At 54.1% G+C, this 21260-nt stretch carries 21 protein-coding genes and 1 tRNA gene; 7 read left to right on the top strand and 15 right to left on the bottom strand.

Annotation, left to right across the window (positions count from 1 at the left end):
- Window positions 1-116: 116 nt before the first annotated feature.
- From FRY97_RS10370 to FRY97_RS10400, 7 genes are all read right to left on the bottom strand, one after another.
- Entirely contained in the window at window positions 117-605 is a 489-nt protein-coding gene (locus tag FRY97_RS10370) for a methylated-DNA--[protein]-cysteine S-methyltransferase (protein ID WP_147167458.1), read from the bottom strand.
- Between the two features lie 76 nt (window positions 606-681).
- The gene (locus FRY97_RS10375; RefSeq protein ID WP_147167459.1) at window positions 682-1026 is read right to left on the bottom strand and encodes a tRNA-binding protein; all 345 of its coding nucleotides are present in this window, start codon (window positions 1024-1026) and stop codon (window positions 682-684) included.
- Window positions 1027-1278: 252 nt separating this feature from the next.
- Window positions 1279-2610: an alpha/beta fold hydrolase gene (locus FRY97_RS10380; RefSeq protein WP_170254585.1), complete on the bottom strand. Its 1332-nt coding sequence runs from the start codon at window positions 2608-2610 to the stop codon at window positions 1279-1281.
- Window positions 2611-2992: 382 nt separating this feature from the next.
- Window positions 2993-4522: an L-piperidine-6-carboxylate dehydrogenase gene (gene amaB, locus FRY97_RS10385; RefSeq protein ID WP_147167461.1), complete on the bottom strand. Its 1530-nt coding sequence runs from the start codon at window positions 4520-4522 to the stop codon at window positions 2993-2995.
- A gap of 92 nt (window positions 4523-4614) precedes the next feature.
- Window positions 4615-6381: an aspartate--tRNA ligase gene (gene aspS / locus FRY97_RS10390; RefSeq protein ID WP_147167462.1), complete on the bottom strand. Its 1767-nt coding sequence runs from the start codon at window positions 6379-6381 to the stop codon at window positions 4615-4617.
- A 326-nt stretch (window positions 6382-6707) separates the two neighbouring features.
- Window positions 6708-7286, bottom strand: coding sequence for a PhnA domain-containing protein (locus tag FRY97_RS10395; protein WP_147167463.1), 579 nt, complete (start codon window positions 7284-7286; stop codon window positions 6708-6710).
- Between the two features lie 71 nt (window positions 7287-7357).
- Window positions 7358-8668 (bottom strand): acyltransferase family protein, encoded by a 1311-nt coding sequence (locus FRY97_RS10400; RefSeq protein WP_147167464.1) that lies wholly within the window; start codon window positions 8666-8668, stop codon window positions 7358-7360.
- A 132-nt stretch (window positions 8669-8800) separates the two neighbouring features.
- On the opposite strand from FRY97_RS10400, the gene FRY97_RS10405 reads away from it, so the two are divergent.
- On the top strand, window positions 8801-9727 hold the full coding sequence (locus FRY97_RS10405; RefSeq protein ID WP_147167465.1) for a dienelactone hydrolase family protein: 927 nt from the start codon (window positions 8801-8803) through the stop codon (window positions 9725-9727).
- Window positions 9728-9762: 35 nt separating this feature from the next.
- Here FRY97_RS10405 and FRY97_RS10410 read toward each other — a convergent pair whose 3' ends face one another.
- Both FRY97_RS10410 and FRY97_RS10415 read right to left on the bottom strand, forming a co-directional pair.
- Window positions 9763-10122, bottom strand: coding sequence for a hypothetical protein (locus FRY97_RS10410; RefSeq protein WP_147167466.1), 360 nt, complete (start codon window positions 10120-10122; stop codon window positions 9763-9765).
- Window positions 10119-10352, bottom strand: a complete 234-nt coding sequence (locus FRY97_RS10415; protein ID WP_147167467.1) for a hypothetical protein — start codon at window positions 10350-10352, stop codon at window positions 10119-10121. Before FRY97_RS10415 ends, FRY97_RS10410 begins: the two co-directional genes overlap by 4 nt.
- Window positions 10353-10472: 120 nt before the next feature.
- On the opposite strand from FRY97_RS10415, the gene FRY97_RS10420 reads away from it, so the two are divergent.
- Window positions 10473-11129, top strand: coding sequence for a TetR/AcrR family transcriptional regulator (locus FRY97_RS10420; RefSeq protein WP_147167468.1), 657 nt, complete (start codon window positions 10473-10475; stop codon window positions 11127-11129).
- A gap of 154 nt (window positions 11130-11283) precedes the next feature.
- Here the strand turns inward: FRY97_RS10420 and FRY97_RS10425 are convergent, their stop codons facing one another.
- The 3 genes from FRY97_RS10425 to FRY97_RS10435 all read right to left on the bottom strand — a co-directional run bounded on the left by FRY97_RS10425 (window position 11284) and on the right by FRY97_RS10435 (window position 14720).
- Window positions 11284-12222: a lytic transglycosylase domain-containing protein gene (locus FRY97_RS10425; RefSeq protein ID WP_147167469.1), complete on the bottom strand. Its 939-nt coding sequence runs from the start codon at window positions 12220-12222 to the stop codon at window positions 11284-11286.
- A gap of 685 nt (window positions 12223-12907) precedes the next feature.
- Complete coding sequence (locus FRY97_RS10430) at window positions 12908-14053, bottom strand: lytic transglycosylase domain-containing protein (protein ID WP_170254586.1); 1146 nt, start codon at window positions 14051-14053, stop codon at window positions 12908-12910.
- Between the two features lie 460 nt (window positions 14054-14513).
- Window positions 14514-14720 carry a hypothetical protein gene (locus tag FRY97_RS10435; protein ID WP_147167471.1) on the bottom strand — a complete coding sequence of 69 codons (207 nt, stop codon included), beginning with the start codon at window positions 14718-14720 and terminating at the stop codon, window positions 14514-14516.
- Between FRY97_RS10435 and FRY97_RS10440 the strand changes: the two genes are divergently transcribed.
- Entirely contained in the window at window positions 14719-14961 is a 243-nt protein-coding gene (locus FRY97_RS10440) for a MoaD/ThiS family protein (RefSeq protein ID WP_147167472.1), read from the top strand. The two genes, FRY97_RS10435 and FRY97_RS10440, sit on opposite strands and share 2 nt — an antisense overlap.
- Here the strand turns inward: FRY97_RS10440 and dapA are convergent.
- The 3 genes from dapA to FRY97_RS10455 are packed head-to-tail and all read right to left on the bottom strand — an operon-like array spanning window position 14958 to window position 17418.
- The gene (dapA, locus tag FRY97_RS10445) at window positions 14958-15854 is read right to left on the bottom strand and encodes a 4-hydroxy-tetrahydrodipicolinate synthase (RefSeq protein ID WP_147167473.1); all 897 of its coding nucleotides are present in this window, start codon (window positions 15852-15854) and stop codon (window positions 14958-14960) included. The genes FRY97_RS10440 and dapA overlap by 4 nt on opposite strands.
- Complete coding sequence (locus FRY97_RS10450; protein WP_147167474.1) at window positions 15829-16392, bottom strand: DUF6913 domain-containing protein; 564 nt, start codon at window positions 16390-16392, stop codon at window positions 15829-15831. The genes dapA and FRY97_RS10450 overlap by 26 nt, the downstream gene beginning before the upstream one ends.
- A gap of 57 nt (window positions 16393-16449) precedes the next feature.
- A complete protein-coding gene (locus FRY97_RS10455; protein ID WP_147167475.1) occupies window positions 16450-17418 on the bottom strand; it encodes an acetyl-CoA carboxylase carboxyltransferase subunit alpha in 969 nt (322 codons plus the stop codon).
- Between the two features lie 332 nt (window positions 17419-17750).
- Between FRY97_RS10455 and FRY97_RS10460 the strand changes: the two genes are divergently transcribed.
- The 4 genes from FRY97_RS10460 to FRY97_RS10475 form a co-directional block, all read left to right on the top strand.
- Window positions 17751-17824 (top strand) — tRNA-Asp (locus FRY97_RS10460).
- A 209-nt stretch (window positions 17825-18033) separates the two neighbouring features.
- Window positions 18034-19278, top strand: a complete 1245-nt coding sequence (locus FRY97_RS10465) for a site-specific integrase (RefSeq protein WP_147167476.1) — start codon at window positions 18034-18036, stop codon at window positions 19276-19278.
- A 6-nt stretch (window positions 19279-19284) separates the two neighbouring features.
- Entirely contained in the window at window positions 19285-20118 is an 834-nt protein-coding gene (locus FRY97_RS10470) for a hypothetical protein (protein ID WP_147167477.1), read from the top strand.
- Between the two features lie 30 nt (window positions 20119-20148).
- Window positions 20149-21260, top strand: a 1112-nt coding sequence (locus FRY97_RS10475) for a PDDEXK-like family protein (RefSeq protein WP_147167478.1), incomplete at its 3' end; no start/stop codon positions are given.

The raw sequence follows: 21260 nt of genomic DNA on the forward strand, positions 1-21260 counted from the left end.
GGTTGGCTGGGCCTATTCAGAGGGCTGCCCTTGCCAGCATTTACCTCGTTCATAGCGTGTGGCAAATCCCCCACGAGCACAGCGCGCCTGCGCTCAGCTCAGACATACCCCGGCTGCTAGAACAGGCTGCCCTGCCGGGCAAAACTGAGGGGGTTCTCCAGCTCCAGCAATTGCCGCTTCATATCCAGCCCATAGAAATAGCCCTGCAGCTCCCCGCTCTTGGCGATGCAGCGGTGGCAGGGCACGATGATTGCAATAGGGTTGTTGCGGTTGGCCTGCCCTACTGCCCGCACGGCTTTTTTATCGCCCAGCTTTTCGGCTATAGCCTGATAAGTCGTTGTACGGCCATAAGGGATCTGCAAGAGCTCTTGCCATACTTTCTGATGGAAGGCGGGGGCATCTCCGAAATCAAGCTGCAGGCGAAAGCCTTCCCGGTCGCCCCGGAAATACTCTGCCAGCTGCAGCACACAGTCGCGCAGCACGTCGGGTATAGGCCCGGCAGGGCACGGCTTGGTGCTCACCATGCGCACCCCGCTAATGCCTGCTGCGCTGCCCTCGATGCGCAGGCAGCCAAAAGGCGATAGGAAGTGGGTGAACTCGGTCATAAGGATAACTTTGCTCCCTCAAGATACACAAATCCGGCTTACAGTGCCCGCAAACCTTCAGCTTTGCTCATGGCCATCAGCTGACTCTCAGCCCGTTGGGCACAGGGGTATCTGGCCGCAGCAGGGTGATGTGGTTGCTTTCGCCCAGTGTGCCCAAGACCAGGCACTCGCTCATGATGTTGGCAATTTGCTTGGGGGGGAAATTCACCACTGCTATCACTTGCCGCCCTACCAGGCTTTCTGGCTCGTACTCCACGGTAATCTGTGCGGAAGTTTTGCGGACCCCAAGTGGCCCAAAGTCGATTTTCAAAATAATGGCAGGCTTGCGGGCTTTGACGTTAGGGGCGGCTTCCAGTACGGTCCCAACCCTCATGTCTACCTTTTCGAAATCCTCCCAGTTTAGGGTGTGTGCTTGCTCCATAGCTCTTTGGTTGTTGGTTTAGTGTAGTGGAGAAAATAGCTCAGTTAACCCTGCAATGCCCCCCGGGTCATCAAGGCGCTATAGCCTGGCCACTTAGGGCATATTGAGGGCTCGCTCCTGTTGCCCATCAACGCTTGATGAACCTGGCTTCTTCGCTGGGCTTTTATATCGAAACCGCTCCAAACAAGCTTTTAGGGCCCACACCACGCCGTAGGCGCGCAGCGGAGTCTTAGGCTGGCGGACGAAATAAAATCAATTCCCAGAAGAGCGGGGCACCAGCCCTGCCCTCACGCGTTGCGCTTCTTCAGCGTTGTGGCTCTGCCAGAGCACTTTGTCCATACGCCACTGCCCCCATGCATTTTGCGAAAGCAGCACATAATCGAACCCCCAGATCGCTTTGACTTTTGCGGAAGCCACGCGGTTGTCAATATCAAAAATCTCCACTTCATCCGGAGCACCTTCCGGCAGCCACCCTTTGCGGTTGTAGTTGGCCGCAGTGCGCAGCAAGCCCTCAAAAGTCATATCCGTGTAGCTCCAATTGCCATCTCCGGGCGAGTAATAATGCCCTGACTTCTGCAGGGTGCTGTCTGCTACTGAGTAGGCGAGGGTGCTGTCTGCCTCATAAATGGCTGCAACGTAGGTATGAAGGGTTTTATTGATTTCTTTTTCGTCGAAGGCGGCTACCCGCTGCATGAGGCGGTCTATAGCTGAGAAATAAGCCTCAGGCTGCTCCAGCCAGCCATAATGCCCGCAGGCTGGCAGATAAACCAGCTCCGCATTTGGCAGTGCGCCTGCTGCGGCCTCGGCCGGCCCTTTGCCGATTAGGTCCGCCTCCCCTTGCAGGATGAGCGCGGGCTTTAGGAAGCGGCTCAGCTCAGGCTTGACGTCATAGCCAATGCGCCGCAAGTCTTCCCAAACCCAGCGGTTGATGTCCCGTTCGCCCTGCCCCAATCGAGCGGCAACCTGCTCCAGGTGCTCCTCGTCCTTGTACAAGTAAGCTGCAGCTAAGGCTCGGCGGCGGCCCAGATCGGCCTCAGGGCTTTCGTCCCCTCCCTCAATCCTGGCCGACCAGTAATCAAGGGAATCGCGCTGCTGTTGGGTAAGGCTGCCCCGTAGGTCAAAGCCGTCCAGCATGCCCAAATCTGGCCCGCCTGAAGCCGAAGCAATGAGCCCTTTGGCCATCCCAGGGTGCCGGGCTGTATAATAGCTGGCCAAGATACCCCCAAAGGAGTGCCCCATCACTACCCACTCTTGTAAGCCCAATTGCCGCCGGAGGGCTTCTATGTCAGCTACCATCAAATCCATAGTGACCGTTTCCGGCCCTGGGCTGCGCAGTTGGGTGCGCCCGGTGCCCCGCTGATCGTAAAGGATGACCTGATACTTCTTCGCTAATGCAGCGGCCAGCCCTTCAAAGCCTTGGCTGTTCAGGCCCGGGCCTCCGTTGATGAGCAGAATGGGCGCTCCGTTTCCGTAAACCCGATAGTAGGTCTGTACGCCGTCGCGCCCGGGGGCCATGCCCTCGATTTGTGCATAGCCGGCAAGGGCGGCCAGCAGCAGGGCGAATGTGAGGATGCTTTTTTGCATGTGGGGTGATTTTTGAGTAAAGCTACTAATGGCACTTATCAGCTTGCCGTTTCTTTGGGCCTGCCCCTGCACCATGTGATTGGGGCCTGCCCCTGCCAGCGGGCAGGTGCCGCTATGCTACGGGGCTCGCTCTTCGCTCGGCCCTATCGGGCTTCCACCCCTCCGCAGCGCTAGGCCGATGCCACCATAAAACCAGAATGGTTGGGGTATTATGGGTTGTGCCCGATGCCATGGCGGGCAAAAATTAAAGAAAATATGCGTTAGCTGCGGCTATTGCGCCCGTTTTGTAGAAGGCCCGCAATATTTCCTCCCCCAAAATGCGAATGCGGCACCGGGCCCGTAAGCCCAATGCCGCATGTGCTGTGCTATGCCCAAAGGCATGCTAGTCCAGATCGAACTTGATGCCCTGTGCCAGAGGCACGGTTGTGCTGTAGTTGATGGTATTGGTCTGCCGGCGCATATACGCTTTCCAGGCATCAGAGCCGCTTTCCCGGCCACCGCCAGTCTCTTTTTCGCCACCGAACGCACCGCCGATCTCGGCACCGCTTGTACCGATATTGACATTGGCGATGCCGCAGTCCGAACCAGCAGCGGAGAGGAAGCGCTCTGCTTCGCGCAGGTCGTTGGTCATAATGGCAGAGGACAAGCCCTGTGGCACCTCGTTTTGAATGGCGATCGCCTCTTCCAGCTCACTGTATTTGATGAGGTAGAGAATGGGGGCGAAAGTTTCGGTATGCACGGTTTTGTAATCGTGCTCCGCTTCTACGATGCAAGGCTTCACATAGCAGCCGCTCTCGTAGCCTTCCCCTTCGAGCACACCGCCAGAAACCAGGAGCTTGCCGCCCTCTTGTTGTACGGCTTCGAGCGCATTGAGGTAATTCTGCACCGCGTCCTTGTCAATGAGCGGCCCTACGTGGTTGTTCTGATCAAGAGGGTTGCCGATGCGCAGCTGCCCGTAAGCCTTGGTCATTTTCTCCTTTACCTCGTTGTAGATGCTGTCATGCACAATGAGGCGGCGGGTGGTCGTACAGCGCTGCCCAGCCGTGCCCACTGCACCGAACAGGGCGCCTGTGAGCACCACGTTGATGTCAGCGCTTGGGGTAACGATGATGGCGTTGTTGCCGCCCAGCTCAAGGATGGTCTTGCCCATTCGGGCCGCTACGGTCGCGCCTACAATTTTGCCCATACGGGTGCTGCCCGTGGCAGAGATCAAAGGCATGCGGGTATCATTGGTCATCAGCTCGCCGATTTTATAATCGCCGTTGATGATGCTGGAAATCCCTTCGGGCACGTCGTTCTCCTTCAGGACTTCGCGCAGGATGTTTTGGCAGGCCACAGCACAGAGGGGGGCTTTTTCCGATGCTTTCCAAACCGTCACATCGCCACAAACCAGTGCGATCATGGAGTTCCAAGACCATACGGCGACCGGGAAGTTGAAGGCAGAAATAATGCCCACGACCCCAAGTGGGTGCCACTGCTCATACATGCGGTGGTTGGGCCGCTCAGAGTGCATCGTCAGGCCGTACAGCTGCCGGGACAAGCCTACTGCGAAATCGCAAATATCAATCATCTCTTGTACTTCGCCCCAGCCTTCTTGCAGGCTCTTGCCCATTTCGTAGGAAACGAGGCGTCCGAGTTCGTCCTTGTATTCACGGAGCTTCAAGCCGTATTGGCGGACAATCTCGCCACGGACAGGGGCAGGAGTAGTGCGCCAGGTTTTAAAAGCCGCTTGGGCAGCAGCCATCACCTGTTCGTACTCTTCAGGGGTCGTTTGGCTTACTTTGCCAATCAGCTGGCCGTTTACAGGGGTATAAGACTCGATGTACTGCCCGGAATCCATGGTCTTGAGGCCAGTACTTGTACCGGCATTCTGGTCTTTGAGGCCCAGGGTCTGCAGGAATGTGGTATCCATATCTAATTTGGTTTAATTGGCAGCTGCATCTGCTGCCTTGCTATGTTGAAAGTAAGCGGCCGGAGCGTATGCCGCCCCGGCCAGAGCGCTTGTTAATCGATTTTGGTCTGTGCCAAGTGGAGCTCATCGAGCTGCTCAGGGTGCACAGGTGCGGGCGCGTCGATCATCATATCCCTGCCCATATTGTTTTTCGGGAAGGCGATGAAGTCCCGGATAGAGCTCTGCCCGTTCATCACAGCACAGAGGCGGTCGAAGCCAAAGGCGATACCACCGTGGGGCGGTGCACCGTACTCAAAGGCGCCCATCAGGAAGCCAAACTGAGCTTCTGCTTCTTCATCCGTGAAGCCGAGCAGCTTGAAGTTCTTTTCTTGCAGCTTGCGGTCGTGGATACGGATAGAGCCGCCACCAATCTCAGAGCCATTGATGACCAGGTCATAAGCATCGGCGCGCAGGCTTTTCATGGTTTCGTGCCCGCCACTAAGCATGCGTGCCACATCTTCCTTCTTGGGGGAGGTGAAAGGGTGGTGCATAGCGTAGAAGCGTTCGGTCTCTTCGTCCCATTCCAGCAGCGGGAAATCCACTACCCAGAGGGGTTTGAAGTCGCCCGGCTTCATCAGGCCAAGACGGCGGCCCATTTCCAGCCGAAGCTCGTTGAGCTGCTTGCGTGTCTTGTCGGCTTCTCCGGCCAGGACAAGCATCAGGTCGCCCGGTTGCGCGCCCATCTTATCCGCCCAGCCCTTTAGGTCTTCCGTGTTGAAGAACTTGTCAACAGAAGATTTGAAGGTGCCATCTTCGTTGTATTTCACATAGACCAAGCCCTTGGCCCCAATCTGCGGGCGCTGCACCCATTGGGTCAGCTCATCCACCTGCTTACGGGTATAGGCAGCACAACCTGTAGCGTTGATGCCCACGACGAGCTCCACGCTGTCGAAAACCTTAAAGCCTTTATGCTGAGCCAGCTCATTGAGCTCGGTGAACTCCATGCCAAAGCGGAGGTCCGGCTTGTCTGAGCCAAAGCGGCGCATTGCATCGTCGTAGGTCATACGTGGGAAAGCCGGAAGGTCAATGCCCTTGAGGGCTTTGAACAGGTGACGGGTCAGGCCTTCGAAAGTATTGAGGATGTCCTCTTGGGTAACAAACGCCATCTCGCAGTCAATCTGTGTAAACTCCGGCTGCCGGTCGGCGCGCAAGTCTTCATCCCGGAAGCACTTCACGATTTGGAAGTACTTGTCAAAGCCAGAGACCATAAGGATCTGCTTGAACGTCTGCGGGGACTGCGGCAGGGCGTAGAACTGGCCGGGGTTCATACGGGAAGGCACTACAAAATCCCTTGCGCCCTCGGGCGTGCTCTTGATGAGGAAAGGTGTTTCAATCTCAAGGAAGCCTTCATCGGCTAAGTGCTTGCGGGTTTCGATGCCGAGCCTGCTGCGGAACATGATGTTCTCCTGTACCGGGCGCCGGCGGAGGTCGAGGTAGCGGTACTTCATGCGCAAGTCGTCTCCCCCATCGGTATCGTCATCGATGGTAAAGGGCGGGACGCTTGAGGCATTCAGGATGGTCAGCTCAGTGACTTCGATCTCCACTTCTCCAGTTGGTATCTTGTCGTTTTTGGAAGCCCGCTCTGCTACTTTGCCTTTGGCTTGCAGGACAAACTCACGCCCTACGCTGCGCGCTTGCTCCAATAGCTCCGGGGAGGAGATGTCTTCATTGAACAACAGCTGCGTCACGCCGTAGCGGTCGCGAAGGTCGATAAAGAGCATATAGCCTTTGTCGCGTACAGTCTGTGCCCATCCACTGAGGACAACTTCCTGCCCGACGTCGGAAATGCGGAGGGCTCCGCAGGTATGAGTACGGTACATGGGTATAGTTTTTTTAATCTGCTATCTGATACGGCCCTTACCCGGGCGCTGCGCGCAAAAGTACTGAATTTGCGGGGGCTCTCCTACCTTGTCCGGCAAATCCTTTATGGCGGCAAAGCCAAGGCCATTGGGCGTAAACTGAAATGTCTCAGGCTTCAGCATTAGAACGGCATCGGACTAGCGCTGCGGAGGGGTGGCAAGCCCGATAGGGCCGAGCGGATAGCGAGCCCCGCAGCATAGCGGCACCTGCCCAACGGCAGGGGCAGTCCCCATCCCGTGAAGCAGGCTAGGCTGGCCAAAAAATGACAAGCTGAAGGGTGCGCAGGCTATTTGGACTTTTTGACGAACTCCGTCAGGATGACAATCTGCTGCCCTTCCACCCGGCCTTCAATCTGCCCGGGGTTATCGGGCACCAGGCCAATGCGGCGCACAGCTGTCCCTCTTTTGGCTGTAAAATTGGCCCCTTTCACTTTAAGGTCTTTGATGAGGACTACGGTGTCCCCAGCCTGTAGCACCTGCCCATTGCTGTCCAGGTGGGTCACCAAGTCTTCGGGGGAAGGCGGCAGCCCAGCCTTGGCCCAAGCCAAGGTTTCTTCGTCCAGGTATAGCATCTCGATGAGCGCCAAAGGCCAGCCCTCGTCTTTAAGCTGATGAAGGGTGCGCCAAGCCAGCACCTGCACGGCAGGCACGGTGCTCCACATACTGTCGTTGAGGCATCGCCAGTGTACGGCATCCATAGGCTGCTCCCCTTGCAGCTGTCCGTGGCAGGCTGAGCATATCCAAACGTGGGCGTCTTCCCCTGCCCCGGGGGCATGAGCTACTTCGTAAGCCAGTTCAGGAGCATCGCTGTTGCAGAGTTCACAGTGCCCCTGACTTCGGGCCTGCAGAGATTTTTCTAAATTCATGATTACAGTTTGAGCACGCGGCTTTTCGCCAAAAGTAGGTATTCTGTTACAGGGGGGGCTTCTTTTCCGGGTTAAACCCGAATATAAACCTTACGCTTGTAGAGCAAGTAAGCCAGCGCCCAGAAGAAGGCGACATTCAGGAGCGCAAAGCCTAGGGAAGCGTTGTATGGGCTCAGCCAGGAAGTGAAGCCTGTTTCGTAAACCCACTGCTTCACCGTTGGCGCCCCCGCTCCGCTGCCTACCTGCAGGGTGTAGCTCAATTTGGCCACCAGGCCGGAAAGGACGAACACAAATAGGGCATTGGCCCCGTAGATGTAGAACGGGCGCCCCCAGGCCTGATAGCCCTTGAGGTCGGCCAGCCAATAGGCCAAGCTGAGCACTGTAAGGGCTACCCCTCCGCTGTGCAGTACATAGGAGCTCGTCCAGAGGGGTTTGTTGATGGGGAAGGCCAAGCCCCATAGCCAGCCCAGCAGGATGAGGGCAAGGCCAGCGCCCAGCCATCCCTGAAATCGTTTTTGGGGGTTTTGCTGCAGCTGCATCCACCGGGCAGCCAGCATGCCCAATATACCGGTAGCGATAGCTGGCAGGGTGCTCAGCACACCTTCCGGGTCCCAGGTTTTAGATTGGCTCCAAAGGTGGCTTTCGCCCAAAACAAAACGGTCCAGCCAGGCAGCTAGGTTGGTGCCCGGCTCTAAATTTGGGGGCGTGCCATCGGGCAGTGGCACGAGCGTCATCAAAGCCCAGTAGCCTAGCAGGATGGCGATCGCGGCAGCCGCCTGCACACGCCAGCCCGTGTACAAAAACAGGAGGGCACAGCAGGCATAGACCAAGGCGATGCGCTGTAGCACGCCTGGTATGCGGAGTGTGCTGAAATCGGCATACAGCAGTGCAATCAAGGCGATGCCGGCCCCGGTTAGCCCAACGGCGTACAGGGACAGGCGGGCGGCTTTTGGGCGGGGCGGTTTCTGCCCAAGGGCTGCGCCACGTACAAACAGGGCCAGTAAAAAGGCCGCCAGCAGTACATAATGCAGGGCGCGGTAGGCAGGAGGAGTGGACGCTATGAGCTTGAAGTGGGGGAAGGCCGCCAAGAGCAGCCCCAGCCCGAATATCAGCAAAGTGCGGGTGCCGATTTTGCGGAGGATCGCTACCTTGGGCGACTGAAGGCGCTTGCCCAGTGCCAAGGGTACGGCCATGCCTACAGCGAACAAAAAAAAGGGGAACACCCAGTCGGTAGGCGTCCATCCGTGCCAAGGGGCGTGCAGCAGGGGCGCATACACCGTTGACCAAGACCCGGGGTTGTTGACCAGGATCATCCCGGCAATAGCGATGCCCCGGAAAATGTCGAGCGATAAGAGCCGGCTGTGGGTTGGTTGTTTCGTCATGTCGTTTGGTTTGGCGCACTCAGGCGAATGGCAATGTTCCGCTGTTCAACGCCTGCCCCTGGCCAAGGAGCGGCCGAACAACTCTAAGCTCCATCAGGAGCAGTATAAATTTACATTAAAAACGATGTGCTTATGGCTTATCCGTCTTTCTTTTCTAGCGGGGCAGCAGCTTTTCGGGCTTTTGCAGCTGCAGCTTTATTGCTCTTGATGCCAGGCCTGGCACAGGCACAGCCCGTTTTCAGCGCTCAGCTGTTGCCACATGGCACCCTGCTGTCCACTGCTCTGCCAAGCGCCCCATTCCCTTCGGTTTCCCGCAAGGGCGGTCACTATTACCGCGATGTGCGCTACCCGGCAGGACAGCACTACCAGGACAGTACCGTACTCATTTTCATACCCCAGCATTTGGAGCCGGGCAGGGAGGTCAATTGCATAGTCCATTTCCACGGCTGGTGGAACCACACAGACAGTGTGCTGCAAGCGTTCAAGCTGACGGAGCAGCTGTCCGGTTCTGGTGCGGCTGCTATCCTTATTGTCCCGCAAGGGCCTCGCAATGCACCAGACTCCGGCGGTGGGAAAATGGAGGAGGCAGGGCAGTTCGGGCGGCTGCTGCAGGATGTGCTTGCAGTCGTCGCTGAACATTGGCAGGAGGAAAGCGTTCGCCCAGGGCGGGTAGTCCTTTCGGGGCACAGCGGGGGGTACCGCGCCATGGCCTACATCTTACTGCACGGCGGCTGGCCGATAGAGGAGGTATGGCTGTTCGATGGCTTGTACGGCCAATTGGAGAAGTACGCCATGTGGCTAGAGCGGGGCGGTCAGCGGATGGTGAACCTCTATACCGATGACGGGGGGACATACGATACGAGCCAGGGTTTTCTGAAAAGCTTGCGGGCATGGGGGATACAGGCTCACGAGGTAGGCTCAGTGGAAACAGGGGCACTGCCCAATCTGCCCCGAGCAGGAGCTGTTTTCTGGCATACGGAGCTCGGGCACAATGATGTGCTGCATGTCAAGCGGCAGTTTGAGCACCTGTGCCGGTACAGCCCGGCGCTTTCCCGTTGAGGCATACAAAAGGATATGGCTTAAGGCACTGGTGCTCAACCCTTTTCAATAGGCAGGAGCCTTTGGGCGATCAAGTACCCTAGCCCTCCAAGCCCATAGGCCAGCACGTCCCATACGTCTGCAGTAAATTGGGCCGACCACCGTGGGAACAATACTTCGAAAAGGAAAGAAAAGAATAGGACAGCGCCAATAACTTCCTGGCTGCTTAACGGGCCACGGCCATACCGCCACTTCAGCTCCCAGTCTAGCAGGCCAAGCAGCAGGGGCATACACAGCAGCGGGTCAAGGTAGCTGTCTGCCAATGTGCACCGCCAGCCCAGGCCCTTCTGCAGCAGCTGATGCAGTAGGAGCACAGCCAGGCACAAGAGCCAATAGGCTTGCCCCGGCCGCATCATAGGGCTGCGGTAAATGCGATCAGCAAAACCAGCAAAATAAATGGGGACAAGAGGATGAGCAGCCCTATGGCCAGCAAGCGCGCGCCCACTTTTAAAAGGACTACCGGCCAGCGGTCCCCTTCCTTTACCTCAAGCAGCTCATCTAATGATTGGTACGTGGATTTTACCTTGTCTATTGCTTCCGAAGCCGCCGGGGCTTCTTCCTTCTTTTGGCCTTCTTTTTCTTCCATTTGCAGGTAATGACTGGGCTGAAACAGCGGGTGGCTTTAATTTTAGAACAAATGTACTATATTTGAAGGCTTAGAACAAGTGTTCTAGCGGCCGAGCTTTACTAAAATCATAGCAGACGGATGAATACCAAGGATCGGATACTGCAGGCAGCCCTGCGGCAGTTCAATGCTATCGGCACCGGACAGGCGACTGTGCGCAGCATTGCTGCGGAGGCAGGGATCAGCCATGGCAACCTTTGCTATCATTACAAAAATACAGATGAGCTGATCGAAGCCCTTTATCTGCAGCTGGCCGGGCGGGTAGCCCCCTACGCACAGATGGCTTTTTCCGAGGGCATCTCTTTGGAGGGGGTATTCGGGCAAGCTTGGCAAACCTTCGGCCTGCTCTATCAGTACCGTTTTTTGCTCATTGATTTTGTGCAGATCACCCGCCGGTTAGAGCGCATGAAGCAGAATTTCCAACAGCTTATGGACGTCCGAAGGCAGCAGTTCCTGTATGGGTTTAAGCAGCTAGAAGAACAGGGCGAGATGAAGCCTGAGCCTTTGCCCGGCCATTATGAGCTGCTCATTACGAACCTGTTGATTGTTGGCAACAACTGGATCAGCGAAGCGGAAGTGCAGTTTGGGGACAAAGGGGATGCCGTTGTCGCCCACTACCACCGGGCGATGATGGCCCTGTTTGTGCCCTACCTAACCCCAAAAGGGCTGCGCGCTTATCAGGCGCTTACTGCTGATGACGGCGCATACGGCGGTAAGGCCGACAAACCGCTCCGGTGATCAGCAGAAGATAAAGCCAACCGGCAGACAGGCCTGCCGGCGTTCATGTTTGGCGGGCAATTTGCAGGATTTCCGCGGCCAGGGCCAGCAGCATGGAAATGCATGGGGCCCTCCTCAGGCAGGCTGGGCCAGGCAAAGCGCACCATTGCTACCATCAGCCTTCCGCAGGCTGCCAGGCTGTGAACTGCGCAGCCATCACGGCATCCGGGCGGGCTGTACGGGCCTTTTTCTGGATATAATCCTGAAAGCCGGGCACAGCTGCAGCCGGCAGCACCAGATGGTAGGGTTTTTCACGTGCCGGCAGCCAAGTGGTTTTGAGCGAAGGGTTCAGGGCCAGGAGGTTTTCTGTGGAAAGCTTGCAGGCCTGCGCAATGGCTTCGAGGTCAAGCCCAAGCAATACCCGGAAAGCTTTGACCGGCTGCTGTTGCCGGGCATTGGGCTGCAGCCCATGCTCTCTGTAATGCTCACCGATGTATATGGTAGCGATCAAGCGAGGGATATATAAGCGGGTCTGCCGGGGCAGCAAATGCTGTATGCTCCAATAGTCTGTACAACCGCTTTGCCGCAGCGCCCGGCGTACACGCCCTGGCCCACAATTGTAAGCCGCAAGGGCCAGGCCCCAGTCGCCGAACTGCTGATGCAGCCGCACGAGGTAGCGCACAGCGGTCTCTGTGGCATAGAAGGGGTCGAGCCGTTCGTCTATTTCAGCGCCTACTTCTAGCCCAAAGCCCCGGGCGGTAGCTGGCATGAACTGCCAGTACCCGGCGGCGCCAGCTGGGGAGTGTGCTTGTGGGCGGAGGCGGGATTCTAGCAAAGGCAGGTATTTCAGCGCATCCGGGGCACCATGCTTTTTCAGGTAATGCTCAAACAAAGGGAGGAGGTGCTCGGCCCGGCCCAGCATGTGTTCTGTAGCCCGCCGGCCCCGGCCGAGGTAGCGGCTGATGGCCTCTGCTACTTCCGGGGTATAGGCGGCTTCGAACGGCACTTCTTGCTGCAGCAGCCGCTGAGGCACTTCTACGCTTAGTTCGGCGGGCTTGGCAGAAAGCAGGGCGGACAAACAGAGCAAAGGCAGGATTTGGTGCAGGGTTCTCATAGTTTTCAGGGCTTAGTTACCGCTTTATACGGTGCCCTTGTGGCAGAGGTTGCCCATTTGCTCAATTTTTTGCGTTGCAAACTGCTCACTTACAATACATTATGTTTTTGCTTAATACACAGTTTGCGTTCTCTGCTCCCGTTCAGTAGGGCGTGGGCCCAAGATCCGCAAGCGTTTAAGCTTTTCGGGCTCTAGTGCCTCAATCCATAAATCCTTGCCACCCCAAGTTTCGTTCTTTTCCGCCTACTCTTCGTTAAAGAACCGCTCCTTTAGCTCGGGCTAAAGCCGCGAACCTTCGCCTTGATTAGCCGGAAAACAACTTCAACTTAAGTATCAGAGATTTATGGATTAAGGCACTAGTGGTCTGTCAAGGCTAAAACTAGGGGTTGCCTGCGGCGGCTTTTGAGGCTACTCTTCGTTGGACAACCCCTTACGTAGCGCTGCTATGCGCGGGAACATCCGCCTTGATTAGCCTCAAAATTCGCTCCCACTCAACCCATAAATTAACACTTGACAGACCACTAGGCTGGCATTGGCCTAGCGCTGCGCAGGGGTATCAGCCCGACAGGGCCGAGCGGATAGCGAGCCCCGGAGCATAGCGGCACCTGCCTGTTGGGCAGGGGCAGGCCCCCATCACATGGTGCAGGGGCAGGCCTATAAACGGCAATCTGATTTACGGCTTTTGTTAGGGCTTGATTGGCGCGATCAGCTCGGCTACATAGAGGGTTACCTCTTGGTTAACAAAGACCTCCTCCTCTGAGAGCTGATTCCAGGCAGCAATTTCCTGGACGGTGCAATTGTAGCGGCTGGCAATCTCTTCGATCGACTCGCCGGGCTTCACGACGTAGGCGAGCTCGAATGCATTGGGGTAAAGCAACCGGTGGCCATGGTCAAACCGGCCAGAGCGCGCACTGACCAGCCCTTTCAGCCCGCGGAGCCCGGAGGCTGGCAGCAGCAGGTAATGCCCACGCTCATTGGCAGGGATGATGCTGCGGCGGTAAGCCGGGTTGAGCTGCCGCAGCACTTCTACGGGCACCCCGCTCGCATGGGCTACTTCGCCGATCGTGTAGCTCTCGAACAGCTTGACGCCGCGCAGCGGCTTGCCGAAAGCGCCTTTGTAGCGAGGGGAGATACCGTGGTGCTTGTGGTAGTTGGTGATGTAGGCTGCTGCAATAAAGCGCGGGATATAATGCTGTGTCTCTTGCGGCAGGTAATTGGCTACGGTGTAGAAGTCCCGGCAGCCCGCCTCGCGGATAGCAGCGTTCACACGTGCCGGCCCGCAGTTGTAGGCAGCTAGCACCAACGACCAGTCTTTGTAGTGGCTATGCAGCCTGGCCAGCATAGAAACAGCCGCTTCTGTGGCCCGGTAAGCATCAAAGCGCTCGTCTACGGTATGGTTTACCTCAAGGCCGTACATACGGGCAGAAGGGGCAATGAATTGCCACAGCCCTGCAGCGCCAGCGCCGGAGTAGGCTTTGATATTGAGCCCGGTCTCTACGATAGGCAGGTAGCGCAGCTCTTTGGGCAGGCCGTAAACATTGAGGTAGTGCTCAAAAATGGGGAAGTAGGCAGAGGTTCGGCCAAGCATCAGCTCGGTGTCGCGGTAGCCATTCGTCACATATTCCTTTATAGTGCTGCTGACTTCCTCGTCGTAGCGCACTTTGAAAGGGATATTCAGGCGCATGATGCGCTCTTTCACCTCGCTTTCGATAGAAGCAGACCAACGGGAGTTGAATGTGGCGTGCTCAACTGAAGCAGGGGTTTCTGTTTTGGGCGTAGCTGACAGGCTGTTCACAGCTAGAACAGCTACAATTGTCCATGGGAATTTCATCAATAAAGGGTTTTGCATGAAGCCGGCCTGCTCCGCGGGGGGGATAAGCCCGTGGGCAGGGCACGCGCCGCTGAGCTCTGTAAAAAGCAAAGCAGCTACATTCAGGCTGCCGGGGTTACGCAGCCTGAGGCCTGCAATCTGTTTTAAACTCTTCTTGTTTTGGAACGGCAGGGGCCCTAGTTTCTGCAAAAAAGGCAGTTCGGAAGGCTCCGGCTCGTTGTGTCGTACATGGCTCAAATGGCCCGCAAGCTTCCCTGCGGGATATTTTGATGGGGCAAAGCTATTTCCTTCTGCCTTAAAAGTCAACGATTTGCACGTCCAATAGCCTTGGCTCTTCTTTCCGGGGCCAATTGTAGGCTCCGGAGCAAAAAAAAATTGTTCGGCTTTGTACAACGATTCTTCAGCGGGCACTGTATAAGCTAAAGGAAAATAGAATAATATACCTTCTGGCTTTAGTTCTTCAGAAGTTAGTACCGGCTTCCGGAGGCAGGGTTTGGCGAGGCTGGAAAAGTGTTAAAATTTTGTTAAAAAAATAACTGATTCCGGTTATTGCCCCGTCGAGCCCGCTTTTTATGCACTTATTTTCACCCTTTTCGGTGGCAGCGTGCAAGTGAAGCACCACTTGTTGGAAACGATGGGGAGCAGCCAACAAAAGTATTTTGAGCATGGAGATTAACATATTGGCTTTTGGGATTGCGCGGGACATTTTAGGCGGAAGCCAGATACAGATGCCATTGCCAGAAGGGAGCACAGTGGGGGAGCTGAAAGCAGCTTTGTGCAGCAAGTTCCCGGCTTTTGCCCAGCTGGCGTCCTTGTCCATCGCTCTGAACACGAGCTATGCATCGGACAGCGACCCTATCCGGCCGACGGACGAGGTGGTCATCATCCCGCCGGTGAGCGGAGGTTAGATCAGGCCGGAGGCTTGCAGCTGCGCGTACAAGGCCCGGTAGTTGGAATCGGTGATGGGCATGAGCGGGATGCGCGTTTCTTTGCTGCAGATGCCAAGCATTTCGAGCACGCCTTTTATCCCTGCGGGGTTGCCATCTGCGTAGAGGAAGGGGTGCACAGGGTGGAGCGGGTCGTTCAGTTGCCGGGCTTTCCGCAGTTCGCCCGCCCTAGCGTGGCGGACCATGCCGGAGAAGGCTTTAGGGAAGGCATTGGCAATTACAGAAATCACGCCGGTAGCCCCGCAGGCGATCATAGGCAGTGTGAGGGGGTCTTCGCCAGACCAAACCTGGAAGTGTGGCGGCATATCTTTGATGATAGACATGGCCTGTGCTAAGTCTCCAGAAGCTTCCTTTACGGCGATGAACTGCTCAGAGGCTTGGGCGAGGCGCAGTGTAGTAGCGGCTTCCACATTGGAGCTTGTCCGCCCTGGAACATTATAGATGATGACCGGGGCCGGGCTCGCCTCTGCCACAGCCATATAGTGCCGAAAGATGCCCTCCTGCGTAGGCTTGCTATAAGCTGGGCTGCTGGACATGATGGCAGCTACACCGTTGAGGTCATAAACCTGCAGGGCGCGAGTCAGCTTTTCAGTATAGTTGCTGCCGAAAAGCCCGGCTACGACCGGCACCCGGCCCGCTGTCTTTTCTATCGTAAAAGTCAGGACGTCCCGGCATTCTTCCGGGCTTTGTGTAATCGCCTCTCCGGTAGTGCCTAGGGAGACGAGGAAATCGACGCCCCCGGCGATGGTGTGCTCGATCAGGCGCTCTAGGGCGGTATAATCGATGGCGTGATTGCGGAAAGGAGTGACAAGGGCTACCCCTGTGCCGCTAAGAAGGAAGCTGGGCTGGCTCATTTTTGCGATTGGTTTTGTCGAGCAGGCTTTCCATGTTCGGTATGAAGCCTTTAAGGCCGGCGGAGGCAGGCACTTCGATCATTAAGTCGTAAGCATAGGTCAGCTCAGTAGACGGGCCCACTTTGAGGCTTGCACTGGAAAGGGCGCACAGGTAAGCCCGGCTGATGTCTTCGGAAAGGCTGAGGTCGAGCAAGATGTCAAAGGGCTCATTGCGGAAGGTATCGGCAGCTTCCCCTTTTGGGCGGTACAGCCAGTCTATATCTTTGGCTGTGAAGACGGGGAAGGCATATTCTTGGCCCTCCTGCTGTTGGGGGAGGAAGCCCAAGAGCTGCACTTGTTTTTTTTGGCTTCGCAGGCGCTCTGCATATTGCAAGACCTGCTTGCGCATATCGGGCTCACTGGCGTTAAAGAGGATGCCGATGCGTTTGGCGCTGCTCCAGGAGACCTGGCCTTTGGCGCTACGCTGCTGTTGGCGCTCCAGATGCTGCAGGAGCTTCTTGCGGTGCCAGCTCAGCCTCAGATTTGCGAACCACCCCATAGTAATGTGTTGTTTCTCTTTGTTTCCTGCTGTCAGCCCTTCGGGCTGAATCCTGATCTATGAATTCGTACGGGCTTCTTCCTCGTAAACCCCAATTTTGGCGTATTTCTCGATACGGGCTTCGATGCGCTCTTCAGGCGTCATATCCTGTACTTCTGCTATGGCTTTTTTAATCTGGCGCTTCAGCAGTTTGGCCATTTCCTCAGGAGCGGTATGTGCTCCGCCTAAAGGCTCTTTGATGATGCCATCGATGATGCCGAACTCGTACATGTGGTCAGCGGTGAGCTTGAGGGCTTCGGCAGCCTGCTCCTTGTAGTCCCAGCTGCGCCAGAGGATAGAAGAGCAAGACTCTGGAGAAATGACCGAGTACCAGGTGTTCTCCAACATATAAACGCGGTCGCCCAGCCCTATGCCGATAGCGCCCCCGGATGCCCCTTCGCCTATGACGGCGCAAACGACAGGGACTTTGAGCTGTGCCATTTCAAAGAGGTTGCGGGCGATGGCCTCTGCCTGCCCCCGCTCTTCTGCTTCCAGGCCGGGGAATGCGCCCGGGGTATCGATGAGGGTCACTACAGGGTAGCCAAAGCGCTCGGCCAGCTTCATCAGGCGGAGGGCTTTGCGGTAGCCTTCCGGGTTGGCCATGCCGAAGTTGCGGTACTGCCGCATCTTAGTGTTCACCCCTTTCTGATGGCCGATGATGACTACCGTCTGCCCATCAAGGGAGCCCAGCCCCCCAACGATCGCCTTATCATCTGCATAGTAGCGGTCGCCGTGCAGTTCGATGAACTTGCGGCACATCTGCTGTATGTAATATAAGGTATAAGGGCGTTCCGGGTGGCGGGAGAGCTGTACCTTCTGCCACCCAGTGAGATTGCTGTAAATCTCTTTGCGTTTATTCTTGATCCTGTTTTCCAGTTCGCGGGCCATCTCCGTGACATCAATATCACCTTCGCTGCCGACTTGCTGAATCTTTTCGAGCTGTTCGTACAAACTCTCGAGGGGCTTTTCGAATTCCAGGAAAACCATAAATCTTTGCTTTTGAAGCAGCCGGAGCTGCTCTTTTCAGTTTGATGATGGCCCTCGTGCCGGTTCTCGCTTGGCAGGCGGGCTACACGCTCCAGAGCTTAACGCTTTCCTTATCAGGATAGTTGAGCGGCACAAAAGTAGCCAAAAGCCGACACAGAAGCACAGGCAGGAATTTTTTTTTAAGTTTTTTTACCCTAGGTATTGCACGGAATAAATATCGCGCTTATATTTGCAATCGCAACAAAGGAACAGCAACGCTGAGTGTTGCAAAAACAGGGCAAAAGCGCCCTAAGTATAAATAAAGAAGCAGCTTATGCTGCTCAAAGAATCAAGGTCCGGTAGTTCAGTTGGTTAGAATACATGCCTGTCACGCATGGGGTCGCGGGTTCGAGTCCCGTCCGGACCGCTCAGCATTGTTGAGACTTTTACAGTCAATCAATGACAAGTTTAGACAAATAGCTCTGATTTTATCAGGGCTATTGTCATTTTAGGGCTTGGCATGAGTGGACAAATACGGACAAACGAGGACGTTTGATTTTTGCACTCATTTTTGCACCAAAAAAGTATGGATGGGCCACCGTCTGTCAGTTGATTCTTAACTAAGATTGATGACAGATGAAATCTATTTCTTTTCGGGCAATGCATAGCTCCGAGCGTAAAAAGCGCTTGAACAAGGATGGGAATGGTGTGGTATGGATCTACGCCTATCAATGCAGCGAAAGCGGAAAGCCACAGCAGAAGTATTTCTCTACGGATGTCTACGTACGTCCCGATCAATGGGATAAGAAAAGTAGGCAGGTAAAAGACCACCCAAACGCCCTGGCTTATAACTCACTCATTAACCGGAAAATGTCTGAGCTTATGGAGTATCAGGTTGGCATGGTTAATGAACGTCACGGGGCGCATGTGCCGCTTCGGGAATTCCACGAGCAATTTACAGCTACCGGTGGGCAGAAGCTATCTTTCACTGCTTTTTACAAAATGACTGCCCAACAGCGGAAAGAAATTTCCCACGCCACTAGGCAGACTCAGCTCAATACCTTAAATCACTGGCGGACAGCTGTGGGTGAGGTTTCCTTCAATGAGTTGGATTACCAGGTACTGGACGCATTCCATCAGTATCTGCTCGGCGAAGAGAAGGAGCTTACAACGATTGATAAATACCACCGCCATGTCAAGACCTACATCAATATAGCGATCAACAAGGGGTATGTAAAATCTGGTATAAATCCTTATAGCCGGTTCAAATATGATAAGGGAAGCTCAAAGCCCAGAGACTTCCTGCGTTTAGAGGAACTCAAGCTGCTGGAAGAAATGGATACAAGCAGAATAACCAAGAAGCAAGAGAGGGCTCGGGATTTCTTTCTACTGATGGCATTTACAGGCCTGCGTTTCAGCGATGCCGTCGCCATGAAGCCCCGGAACATCACCAAGACGCAGAAAGGGTACTATTACAGTGCCCTCATGGTAAAGAATCAGCGGCGGAAAAAGAAGGAAATTAACCTCCCATTGTACGCATTCTTCCATTTCAAAGATGAAGAAGAGAGCCGGGCACAACGATGGATAAAAATTTGCTTGGAGAAATACGGAAAAAAAACCAATAAGGCTCTGTTTGAAGGGTTAACCAACCAAGATGCAAACGAGAACATCAAAAAAGTAGCTGAAGCGGCGGGGCTCGATAAGCACCTATCGTGCCATGTAGGGCGACATTCCTTCGGGACCAATATGGCCGTGAAAGTGCCAATCCCCACATTGCAAAGCTATATGGGACATGACAAGATAGACACAACCATGCATTATGTCAAAATGAGCAAGAAGATCCAGGATGAAGTCATAGAGCGGATCCGCTGGGAAAACTAAGCAGGTATGAAATCCAAAAAAGCGAGAAAAGTCAGCTTTAAGCTATTCCTTCACAAAACTGCTTCCCGGGAAGAGAGTGGCTTCTACCCCGTATACCTAAGGATTACCTACAACCGGCAGAATACTAAAGTCCCTGACGTACTACTAGACAATCACTATTTGATGTGGAAGGAAGAGGACTTGGAAAACTTCCAAAACAACAATATGACTCCCCAAATCAGGGAGCAGTCCAAGTATCTTAATCGGTCTCTGGAGTTTTATGAAAAAATCATCCGCCACGAAGATCCTGAAGGTGATGAAGAATATACTGTAATCGGAATAGGCGATCGTGCGCGTTTCTACAGGAAGAATGTAATAAATGACTTGTCGTTTTACCTGGAATACCTGGAAAAGTTGGAGTTTGAGCAGCTATTTAGCGCAAAGCAAATTCCAGAAGTCTATCCGGAGTGGACTTTCCCTGACAAGCTAATTGAGCTGAAAGACAAGGTTTCCGAAGGCTTCAAAAGGCTACACGAACTCCATGCGCTGCTTTCACTTTATGAAATGGACTACTACAATGGCTACAAGACCGATTATATCTTAGGTGGGACGTATTACCATTGGATTATTGATGGTGGAATGGATCGCTTTAAGCAGTTTCTAAACGCCTACTTTGGTTCCAAGGAACGACTTGATGAGCGCTATCTATCAGAAACCCTCAGCAGGGAAGATAAAACGATCGTTGAAAGGCAGCTGGCAACCGTACTGGAGCATTTGCCGCCACAGGAAAAATATACTCCTCTTTACCTCTCTATTATCACAAACCACTGTGAGAAGGTGGCGGATAGGGATTTGCAATAGTATGAGACACGTAAATGGAAACTACTAACAATGGGAGTTAGAATTCAAAAAAATGCTCAGGGCTTGCTAGCCAAAGTCTATGAGGAAATATGCAATCATAGAGAAAACCAGAGAATCAAAGCCGAACTATATGCACCTCATTTCAATCCGTTGGATTTTATAAAAATGGGAGAGAATAAGGTGTCTGAAATATTGGCATTTCTTCTGTCTCCAACTGCAAAACACGGACAGGGCACCTTGTTTTTAGAAGGATTCTTGAAGAGTCTAGATTCAAAAATCCCAGAATTTACGCTGGATTCAGTAGAAGTTTTCACAGAGTACCGCACATTAGGTGCTCGAAGAATTGACATCCTTATCAAACTTGATACCTTCTGGATAGGGATAGAAAACAAACTATTTGAGCACACTTCAGACCAGAAAGACCAACTTGAAGACTACGCCACATTCCTCGATTCTATGGGAAACGGTAACTTTTTGCTTCTCTACCTTGCACCAATAAAGAAGGGTATTCCTAAGCATAGCCTTTCTTTAAAGCGGCAAAAGGAACTAGGTAAAGCCAACCAACTGGAAACGATAAATTATCTAGAGAACATACTGCCTGAATTAGAGGTCTTTAAGGAAAAGTGCAAGCCCCTAAAAATCAAGTTTTTTGTCGCCGACTTCAAATCTAAATTAGAACAAATTGTTATGGGTATTTACTCCAGTGAAGAATCAGATATCTTACGGCAAACTATACTGTCTTCCAATGAAAACATGGAAGCGGCCTTTTTAATCGGTAATGTCTTACCTAAGCTAAAGGAAAGTCTCAAAAAGAAATTGGCTAGGCAATTAGATGAGCTTAGGAAGGAGTTGGGGCTTTCAGGGAATGGATTTCGATTTTCGATGGATAATTTAGGCAACTACTATGCCTTCCTGAATTTTGAAGACGGTGGGCTTACTTATGGAGTAATCAGAGATAAGAAAGACCCGCTAAAGAGATCTTTTCCAGCTTTAAACAGGCTTCAGAATATGGATTGGAACACCTCAGAATGGTGCCCGATATGGCGATTTCTTTACGAGGGGATTGAACATGATTTTCAGCTGTGGAGGGATATTCATACAGGAGAATTACGCAATACAATCAGATTGTTTCTTAAAGATTT

This window comes from Phaeodactylibacter luteus (assembly GCF_007993045.1).
GTDB lineage: Bacteria > Bacteroidota > Bacteroidia > Chitinophagales > Saprospiraceae > Phaeodactylibacter > Phaeodactylibacter luteus.